Here is a 9211-nt window from a genome sequence, read left to right on the forward strand (position 1 = left end):
ACGGCGGACCGCGCCGGCTGCTGGTCTGGCCCGAGCCCGACCCGGCCACCAGCCAGGCACTGCAGGACCGCGGCTACCGCCCGGTGATCGTCCGCTCCCGCGAGGAGGTGGACGCGCAGGTCTCCGGGTTCCCCGCCGCGCTCTTCGTCGACCCGCTGACCGGCCCGATCACCCGCACCGCGCTGCAGTCGCTGCGCACCGCCGCGCTGAACAGCCGGGTCCCGGTGGTGGTCACCGCCGGTCTCGGCCAGGCCACCCGGGACGCCGCGTACGGCGCCGACCCGGCCGTGCTGCTGCGCGCCCTCGCTCCGCGCGACGGCGAGAACCACGCCCCGCGCGTCCTGCTGGTCGAGAGCGATCCGGACATCGCCGTCGCGATGATCGGCAGCCTGGAGCGGCGCGGCATGCACGTCGAGCACGCGGTGGACGAGAACGACGCCGTCGCCCGGGCCAGCAGCGTGCAGCCCAACCTGGTGGTGATGGACCTGCTCCAGATCCGCCGCCGCCGGGTCGGCCTGCTGGACTGGCTGCGCGCCAACGACCGGCTGCACCGCACCCCGCTCGTCGTCTACACCTCGGTGGACCTCGACCCGCGCGAGCTGCCCCGGCTGCGCACCGGCGAGACGGTCCTCTTCCTCGCCGAGCGCTCGACCAGCGAGGACGTCCAGTCCCGGATCGTCGACCTGCTCGGGCGGATCGGCGCCATGGGCGAGGCGGGCGTCGCCGCCGCCGGCTGAGCGCGCGGCCCGGAACGACCGGGGCCGGCCACCCCCTCTGCGGGGGCGGCCAGCCCTGGTGGTTCCGGCGGGGGTGTCCCGCCGGGTGTCACTCCTTGCCGAGCAGCGTGACGTCCAGCTTCCGGTCCGCGTAGTCGGCCCGGATCACCTTCTTGTCGAACTTCCCGACCGAGGTCTTCGGCACCGCCTCGACGATCGCCCAGCGCTCGGGCAGCTGCCAGGACGCGATCCGCCCGGCCAGGAAGGCCCGCAGTTCCGGCAGCCCGACGGTGGCGCCCGGCCGCAGCACGACGGTCGCCAGCGGACGCTCGCCCCACTTCTCGTCCGGCACGGCCACCACGGCGGCCTCGGCCACCTCCGGGTGCGCCATCAGGTGGTTCTCCAGGTCCACCGAGGAGATCCACTCGCCGCCGGACTTGATCACGTCCTTGGCCCGGTCGGTGAGGGTCAGATAGCCGTCCGCGGTGATGGTGCCGACGTCGCCGGTGCGCAGCCAGCCGTCCTCGGCGAACTTGTCGTCCGGGCGCTCCGGGTCCTGCCCGGCGCCGCCGTAGTACGCCCCCGCGATCCACGGGCCGCGCACCTCCAGCTCGCCCGCCGACACCCCGTCGTGGGGCATCCGCTCGCCGCCCGGGCCGATCAGCCTGGCCTCGACGGAGGCCGGGAAGATGCCCTGGCTGACCCGGTAGGGCCACTCCTCCTCCGGGGTGAGGCCGCCGGGCGGCTGGGCGAAGGAGCCGAGCGGCGAGGTCTCGGTCATGCCCCAGGCGTGGACGACCCGGATGCCGTGGCGCTCCTCGTACCCCTTCATCAGCGAGGGCGGACAGGCCGAGCCGCCGATGACGACCATCCGCAGGCTGGAGGTGTCGTAGTCGCCGGCGTCCAGCTCGTCCAGCAGCCCGCTCCAGATCGTCGGCACGGCCGCGCTGACGGTGGGCTTCACGGCGGCGATCATCTCGGCCATCGGCCGGGGCTGGAGGAAGCGGTCCGGCATCAGCAGGTTGGCGCCGGACATGAACGCGGCGTGCGGGATGCCCCAGGCGTTGACGTGGAACATCGGCACCACCGGCAGGGCGGTGTCGCGCGGGGTGAAGGCGAAGTTGTCGCCGGTGTTGACCTGGAGGCAGTGCAGGTAGACCGAGCGGTGGCTGTAGAGGACGCCCTTCGGGTCGCCGGTGGTGCCGGAGGTGTAGCAGAGCACGGCGGCCCGGCGCTCGTCGATGTCGGTGAGCCAGGGGTACTCGGCCGGCCGGTCGGCGATCAGCTCCTCGTAGTCGTGCACGCCGCCCGCGAAGCCGGCCAGCACCGAGCGGTCGCCCGGGCCGCTGACCACGATGTGCTTGAGCGTCGGGGCGAGCCGCGGCAGGACGGCGGCCAGCAGCGGGAGCACGGTGCCGTTGACGATGATCACGCGATCGGCGGCGTGGTCGACGATGAAGGACAACTGGTTCGCGGGGAGCCGCAGGTTGAGCGTGTGCAGCACCGCGCCCATCGCCGGCACGGCGAGGTAGGCCTCCAGGTGCTCGGCGTTGTTCCACATCAGGGTGGCCACCCGGTCGTCCGCCGTGACGCCGAGCTCGTCCCGCAGGGCCCAGGCCAGCCGCGCGGCCCGCGCCCCGACCTCCGCGTAGGTCCGGACCACGGGTCCGGTGCCGTCCCAGGTGGTGACGGTCGAGCGGGCGTGGACGGTCGACCCGTGCTCAAGGATTCGGGCGACGGTGAGCGGAACGTCCTGCATCGTGCTGAACACGGGTCCTCCTCGACCTGGGCTGCACTGCGGCGGTGCTGCCCCGGCCCGGCCGGAGACCGGCTACTGGGCGGTAATACGGGGCAGTAGAGCCCGATTGTGCCGCGCCGCACCCTCGCTGTCAGCATTCCGGCACAGTTGCCCCGATCACGGCCGCCGGGACGGGCGGGATACTGGGGGCATGGGTGACGGGCGTGACGAACGACGGGCGGGGCCGCTGCCGAGCGGGCTCCGGATGCCGTGCCCGTGCTGTGCGGAGGGCGTCCGGACGGAGGCGCGGATGGGCCTGCGCGCGGGCCGGACCGGCACCGGGCACATCCCGCAGACCTGTCGCCACTGCGGCGGCCTGGGCTTCCTGGGGCTCGCCCTGCGGGAGTGACGCCGCCTCAGCCGGCCAGCGGGGCATCGACCTGGTTGCGGTCGACGGTGAGCGTCGCCCCGCCGTAGGTCTCCTCGACATTGCCGCGGTACTGGTGGACGCGCTGGCGCGGGGCCCAGAGGTCCGGGGCGAGCGGTCCGCCGCCCGCCGTGTCCGCCCGGTCGTCCCAGCGGGCGTACCAGAGGGTGTCGGGCAGCGGCGCGCTGCCGGCCCGGGCGGCCGCGGCGAGGTCGGCGATGCCGGAATCGAGGCTGGAGTAGAAGCCGGAACCGTAGCCCGCCAGGTGCAGGGCCTGGGTCCAGCCGAGGGTGAAGTCGACCACGGCCTGCCCACAGGCAGGGTCGCGCACCGGGTAGGCCTCGATGTCCAGGAAGACCGGGCTGCCCTTGCCGAGCCCGACCGCCTTGAGACCGCGGACCGCCTCGACCGCCTCCTCGCGGCCCTGCTGGACGGCCCGGGCGGGGTCGATCCGCTTCGGCTTGCGGCTCAGCTCGCTGCACGGCGCCTGGCGGCCGACGTGGACGGGCAGGAAGCGCCACCCCATCGCCCTGGCCTGCCGCACCCAGTCGGCGCCGAGCCTCGGCTGGGCACAGCCGCGCTGGCTCCCGCTGGTGTAGATGCCGACCGCCCCGTACGGCGAGGAGTCGCGCCAGGCCCGCATGGTCTCCAGCGGTGGCGCGGTGCAGGCGTCGAAGGCCGCGCCGGTGAAGAGGTCCCGGGCCCGGGCGGCGGGCGGGCCGAACCGGTCGGGGAGGACGGTGGCCCGGATCCGCGGGGCGGCGGCGACCACCGGTGCGGTCTCGTCGGCGCTGGCGCCCGGACCGCCGGCGGCCAGCAGCAGGACGAAGGAGGCGGCGGCGAGGGCGGTGGGGCGGAGATAGCGCACGCCGCCTTGATACTGACGGAACGTCGGACAACCACGGCAACCACGCCGGGCACCCCCGAAAAGCCCACCCTTTCGGACGCACCCGTCCGTATCCGTCCCGATTTTTGTAACGAGCTTGCTGCCCGGTGGCTCCTTACGGCAAACTCGCCTTCATGCCCACGCCCCACCTCAGCGAAACCTCCGCCCCGACGACGGCCACCGCCGTCGCCGAGGCGCTTGTCATGCCGCCCGCCCCCAAGGGCGAGCCCGCCGGCGAGCGGGGCGGCTGGCGACGAGGCGGGGCGCCCGCGGAGGGGCTGCCACCGGACCCGCGAACCGGCCGACCGTCCGGCCGACGGTTCCCGAACTTCCTGCGGCGCCCGGAGAGGATCCCGGCGCCGCTGCTCTGTCTGACGGCGATGTTCCTGGTGCAGACCGGGATCGCGTTCTCCAAGCCGCTGTTCGGCCCGCTCGGGGTCAGCGGCACCACCTTCCTCCGGCTGGGCTTCGCGGCGGTCATCCTGCTCGCCGTCACCCGGCCCCGGCTGCGCGGGCGCCGGCCGCGCGACCTGGCCGCCGCGGGCCTGCTCGGCATGGCCTCGGCCGGGATGACCCTGCTGTTCGCCGGGGCGATCGACCGGCTGCCGATGGGCACCGCCGCCACCATCGAGTTCCTCGGCCCGCTCGCGGTGGCGCTGTACTTCGCCCGCCGTGCCAGCCACCTGCTGTGGGCGCTGCTCGCGGCCGGCGGGGTGGCACTGCTGACGCTGCTCGGCGAGGGCGGGGAGGGCGGCGCCGGGCTCGACCCGGTCGGTCTGCTCTGCGCCTTCGGGGCGGCGGCCTGCTATGCCGCGTACATCCTGTTCACGGACAAGGTCGGGGCGGCGTTCCAGGGCTTCCAGGGGCTGGCCGTGTCGATGACGGTCGGCGCGCTGGCGGTGGCGCCGTTCGGGCTCGGCGAGGCCTGGGACGGACTGTCCGCGCCGGACGCCTCGCCGCTGATGCTGCTGCTCGCGGTCGCCGGGGTGTCCCTGCTGCTGCCGGTGATCCCCTACGCGCTGGAGATGACGGCGCTGCGGCGAATGCCCCAGCGGGTGTTCAGCGTGCTGGTGAGCCTGGAGCCGGCGGTCAGCGCGCTGGTCGGGCTGGTGGTGCTCGGACAGTTGCTGGGCGTCGCCCAGCTGGCGGGGATCGGCTGTGTGGTGGCGGCGAGCGTCGGGGCCACCCTGACCGGGCGGCGCTGAGACGGGCGGGGGCGCGCATCCGGTCGATGCGCGCCCCCGCCCGTCCGCCGCGGTGCTTCAGGTGCCTCGGGCCTTCAGGTGCCTCGGGTACCTCGGGTGCTCCGGGCCTTCAGGTGCTTCGGTGCTTCACGGCCAGAGCAGGGTGCGCGACCACTCCGGGGTGAGCACCGGTCCGGTTCTGGTGTAGCGGAGGCGGACGTGGTGGCGCTCGGCCTCGCCCTGCCAGAACTCGACCTCGTGCGCCCAGAGCGTGTAGACGGCATGCCCGGCGGCGACCGCGTCCGGGGTGGCCTCCAGGCGGCGCCGGGCCACCGCCACTGCCTCCTCGTACTCGGCCGGCGAGGCCAGCGGCTCGCTCTGCCGCCCGACCAGCGCACCGATCCGGGCGTCCGGGGAGCGGGTGGCGAACTCGGCCGCCGCGACCAGGTCGGCGGCCCGTTCGACGGTGCCGCGGACCCGCACCTGGCGGCCGAGCCGGGGCCAGTAGACGGTGAGCGCGGCGGCCGGGTGGTCGGCGAGCTGGCGGCCCTTGGGGCTGTCCGCGGCGGCGGAGAAGACCCAGCCGGTGCCGGCCGCGTCCACGTCGCGCAGCACCAGGACGCGGGCGTCCGGCAGGCCGTCGGCGTCGACCGTGGAGAGGGTGAACACCTGCGGGTCCAGCACCCCGGCGTCGAGCGCGGTGGCGAGCCAGTCGACGAAGAGCGGGCCGGGCTCGGCCGGGGCCGCCCCGGTGTCGAAGCCCGGCAGCGGGCGGGCCATCGGCGGGCGGCCCAGCATCAGCTCGGGCACGGACCGGGGCTCGGACCGCGTTTCCGGGCGCGGCTCCGGGCCCGACCCGGGACCGGGTGCGGGCGTGGTCCCGCCCGGGCCGCTCAGGTCCTCGTCCTCGGCTGCCATCGCGCCCTTCCTTCCGGTTGCCGCCGCCGCAGCCCCTCGCCGGACGGGCCGCCGGGGGGCGCCGGGCTCGGGGGTGCACTGTCGGAGCGCAACCGTACCGCCGCACGGTGACGAGTCGGGGCGCGGGCCCTGCGCCGGCCCGTCCGTGGACGCCCTCGGACACCCCCGACAAGCCCAGACACGCCCAGACACGCTCAGACACGCCGGGACACGCCGTACGCCCGGACACGCCCGTGGGCGGCACCGATGCTCGGTGCCGCCCACAGGACCGGTTCGCGGTGACCCTTTCCGCTGCCCGGTTGGTTGCGTGCTGTGCGATCCGTTCCGATCGCGGTTCTTCCGATCCACTTCGCGGTCCGCTCCGGACCCGTCGCGGGTGCTCAGCCCACCCGCGTCCGCCCCGGCCGGCCCCGGTACTCCGTCGACGGCGCCCCCGCCGTCGACGGCTCCCGGTCGGTGCCGGCACCCGGGACGCCCCGGTGCCCGATCGCCCGGGTGCTCAGTGGAAGATCGGCGCGAAGACGATGCTGTAGTTCTTGTTGGACTGGCCGGCCAGGATGGTGCCCGAGTTGTCCTTCACCGCGAGGGTGTTGGCCTGGTTCGAGGCGCCGGAGCCGGTCGCCGTCTGCTGGGTGGAGATGTAGTTGCCGTCGACGGAGCCGAAGACGTTGCCCGTCCCGACGTTCGACACCACACCGCTGTTGGACCCGTCGTTGGCGAGCGCGCCGTTGTCGGCGGCGGCGGCACCGGCACCGGCGAGCAGCAGTCCGGCCGCGAGCGGGGCCGCGAGCAGCACACCGGCGGTGCGACGGATTCGGTTGCGAGCCATGGGAGCCTCCAAAAAACGGTAATCGTGCATTGGGTGCGGGAGTTCGCCGGCCAGACGAACACCTGCGGGCTGCGACGCCGGGTCACAGACTTCCGCAACAAATCGACAAAGCACCACCTCCCGGCTCCCTTTTCGCCCTTTAGCGTGATATCCAGCAGCCCCGCGCATAACTGCGACCAGTTCTGGAAGCGCGCCGACACACCGCCGCCGACCTGCGATGTCGCCCGGACGGTCGGATACGACCGAGTCTCCGGGGGCGGCGCGAAGGGGGCATACGGACAACCCGGCGCACTACCCTGGCGCGCGGCGGAAACAAACACGCCCCTCACCGGTGCGGTCACGCTACCGTGTCGATAATTCCGGCCATCCTGCGACAGTCTGAAAATCCGGAGAACAATACTTTTGTTGCCCGGCCCGAGGGTGCGGTCAAACCGCCTTGCCGGGATTGAGGATCCCCAGCGGATCGAAGACCGCCTTCAGCTGCCGCTGCAGCTCCATCGCCACCGGCCCCAGCTCCCGCGCCAGCCACTCCCGCTTGAGCAGCCCCACTCCGTGCTCCCCGGTGATCGTCCCGCCCAGCTCCAGCCCCAGCGCCATGATCTCGTCGAAGGAGCGCTGCGCCAGCGCCGACTGCTCCGGGTCCGCCGCGTCGAAGATGACGATCGGATGGGTGTTGCCGTCCCCGGCATGGCTCACCACCCCGATGGTCAGCCCGTGCCGCTCGCCGATCGCCGCGACCCCCTCCAGCATCTCGGCCAGCCGTGAGCGCGGCACCGCCACGTCGTCGATCATCGTGGTGCCCAGCCGGTCCAGCGCGGGCAGCGCCAGCCGACGCGCCTCCAGCAGCAGCTCGGACTCGGCCTGGTCCTCGGCCGGCACCACCTCGGTCGCCCCGGCCGCCCGGCACAGCTCACCGACCGCGGCCAGCTCGGCCACCCGGTCCGGACCGTCGAAGGCGACCAGCAGCAGCGCCCGGGTCGACTCCGGCAGGCCCATCCGCCCCAGCTCGTTGACCGCGCGCACGCTCACCGGGTCCATCAGCTCCATCAGCGAGGGGGTGAAGCCCCGCGCCATCACCTCGCAGACCGCCGCGCCCGCCGAGGCCGTGCTCGGGAACTCCGCCGCCAGCGCCAGCTGCGGGGCGGGGGCCGGCCGCAGCGCCAGCACGGCGCGGACCACCACGCCCAGCGTGCCCTCGGAGCCGACCAGCAGCCGGGTCAGGTCGTAGCCGGCCACGCCCTTGGCCGTCCGGCGCCCGGTGGACAGCAGCCGTCCGTCGGCCAGCACCACGTCGAGGCCGAGCACGTACTCACTGGTCACGCCGTACTTGACGCAGCAGAGCCCGCCCGCGCCGGTCCCGATGTTGCCGCCGATGGTGCAGGACTCCCAGCTCGACGGGTCGGGCGGGTAGGCGAGCCCCGAGGCGGCGGCCGCCCGGGAGAGCTCGGCGTTGACCACCCCCGGCTCGACCACCGCGATCCGGTTCACCGGGTCGATCTCCAGGATCCGGTTCATCCGCAGCATCGACAGCACGATGCAGCCGTCGACCGCGTTGGCCGCGCCGGACAGGCCGGTCCTGGCCCCCTGCGGGACCACCGGGACGCGCAGCGCGGTGGCGGTGCGCAGCACGTGCTGCACCTGCTCGACCGTCTCCGGGAAGACCACCACGGCGGGGGTGCCGGCCGGACAGAAGTCCGCCATGTCGTGCCGGTAGGCGGCCGTCACGTCCGGGTCCACGGCCATCGCTCCGGGCGGGAGGCCCTCCGCCAGCCGGTCCGTCAGGTCACTCATCGCCGCCTCCGCCCTCCGCCGCCCGTCCCGGTCTCGCACTCTGCCCGCCGCCCGCCCGCCCGGCAAGTACACCCGGGAGGTCAGGCCCGGCGCAGGACCGGCGAGGCCAGAGCGAGGAGTCCGGCGGCCCCGGTGGCCAGCGCGCAGAGAGCGATCGGGACCCGGGGTCCGACCGTGTCGGCGAGCAGGCCGAGCGCCCCGGTCGAGAGCACCAGCGCGGCGCTCTGCACCAGGGTCAGCAGGGCCTGCACCCGGGAGAGATGGCTGTCCGGCGCGGCTCCCAGCACCAGCGGCCCGAGCCGGCCGGCGAACAGCCCCGACCCGGCCCCCGTCAGCAGCCCGCCGACCACGGCCGCCACCGGGACCGGCGCCGCGGCCAGCAGCGCGATGCCCGCGGCGGCGGCGCAGAGCCCTGCCGCCGCCCCCGTCCCCGCGCCGAGCGGGCGCCGTCCGGCCCCCGCGCCCCGACGGGCGAGCAGGACCGCCACCGCCAGGACGCCCGCACCCTGGGCGCCCGCCACCAGACCGGCCGCCCCCGCGCCCCACCCGGCGGACCGGGCCAGCAGCGGTCCGAGCAGCGAGACCACCGGCAGCACCGCCCCGGCCGCGGCGCCGGCCAGCAGCAGCGCCGCCCGCAGCAACCGGTCACCCGTCGCCAGCCGCACCCCGGCGGCCGCCTCCCGCACCAGCCCGGCCGACCTGTCCGTGCCGGTGGCGGTGCC

At 74.8% G+C, this 9211-nt stretch carries 8 protein-coding genes and 1 pseudogene; 3 read left to right on the forward strand and 6 right to left on the reverse strand.

Annotated elements, in window-relative coordinates; all coding sequences use genetic code 11:
• Positions 1–737 (forward strand): response regulator (locus VR45_RS06955; protein WP_045938790.1); only part of this gene is annotated, 737 nt, incomplete at its 5' end.
• Between the two features lie 88 nt (positions 738–825).
• Here VR45_RS06955 and VR45_RS06960 read toward each other — a convergent pair.
• Positions 826–2487 (reverse strand): long-chain fatty acid--CoA ligase, encoded by a 1662-nt coding sequence (locus VR45_RS06960; RefSeq protein ID WP_045938791.1) that lies wholly within the window; start codon positions 2485–2487, stop codon positions 826–828.
• Positions 2488–2665: 178 nt separating this feature from the next.
• Here VR45_RS06960 and VR45_RS46740 point away from each other — a divergent pair, with 178 nt between their 5' ends.
• The gene (locus VR45_RS46740) at positions 2666–2863 is read left to right on the forward strand and encodes a hypothetical protein (protein ID WP_159394135.1); all 198 of its coding nucleotides are present in this window, start codon (positions 2666–2668) and stop codon (positions 2861–2863) included.
• Positions 2864–2870: 7 nt separating this feature from the next.
• On the opposite strand, the gene VR45_RS06965 is transcribed toward VR45_RS46740, so the two are convergent.
• Positions 2871–3749, reverse strand: coding sequence for a DUF1906 domain-containing protein (locus tag VR45_RS06965; RefSeq protein WP_052708892.1), 879 nt, complete (start codon positions 3747–3749; stop codon positions 2871–2873).
• A gap of 152 nt (positions 3750–3901) precedes the next feature.
• Between VR45_RS06965 and VR45_RS06970 the strand changes: the two genes are divergently transcribed.
• Positions 3902–4972 (forward strand): EamA family transporter, encoded by a 1071-nt coding sequence (locus VR45_RS06970; protein WP_234325863.1) that lies wholly within the window; start codon positions 3902–3904, stop codon positions 4970–4972.
• Between the two features lie 126 nt (positions 4973–5098).
• On the opposite strand, the gene VR45_RS06975 is transcribed toward VR45_RS06970, so the two are convergent.
• From VR45_RS06975 to VR45_RS06990, 4 genes and pseudogenes are all read right to left on the reverse strand, one after another.
• Complete coding sequence (locus VR45_RS06975) at positions 5099–5869, reverse strand: pyridoxal 5'-phosphate synthase (protein WP_234325864.1); 771 nt, start codon at positions 5867–5869, stop codon at positions 5099–5101.
• 499 nt (positions 5870–6368) lie between these two features.
• Positions 6369–6698, reverse strand: a complete 330-nt coding sequence (locus VR45_RS06980; RefSeq protein WP_045938792.1) for a hypothetical protein — start codon at positions 6696–6698, stop codon at positions 6369–6371.
• A gap of 426 nt (positions 6699–7124) precedes the next feature.
• Complete coding sequence (locus VR45_RS06985) at positions 7125–8489, reverse strand: FAD-linked oxidase C-terminal domain-containing protein (protein ID WP_045938793.1); 1365 nt, start codon at positions 8487–8489, stop codon at positions 7125–7127.
• Positions 8490–8569: 80 nt separating this feature from the next.
• Positions 8570–9211 (reverse strand): annotated as a pseudogene (locus VR45_RS06990) (MFS transporter); the annotation flags it as partial.

The sequence above is a fragment of the Streptomyces sp. NRRL S-495 genome (genome assembly GCF_000966955.1).
Lineage (GTDB): Bacteria > Actinomycetota > Actinomycetes > Streptomycetales > Streptomycetaceae > Kitasatospora > Kitasatospora purpeofusca.

Excerpts from the sequence above, each read along its gene's own strand:
- VR45_RS46740 (WP_159394135.1), top strand. The coding sequence starts at position 2,666 with ATGGGTGACGGGCGTGACGAACGACGGGCGGGGCCGCTGCCGAGCGGG.
- VR45_RS06975 (WP_234325864.1), bottom strand. The coding sequence starts at position 5,869 with ATGGCAGCCGAGGACGAGGACCTGAGCGGCCCGGGCGGGACCACGCCC.
- VR45_RS06985 (WP_045938793.1), bottom strand. The coding sequence starts at position 8,489 with ATGAGTGACCTGACGGACCGGCTGGCGGAGGGCCTCCCGCCCGGAGCG.
- VR45_RS06980 (WP_045938792.1), bottom strand. The coding sequence starts at position 6,698 with ATGGCTCGCAACCGAATCCGTCGCACCGCCGGTGTGCTGCTCGCGGCC.
- VR45_RS06970 (WP_234325863.1), top strand. The coding sequence starts at position 3,902 with ATGCCCACGCCCCACCTCAGCGAAACCTCCGCCCCGACGACGGCCACC.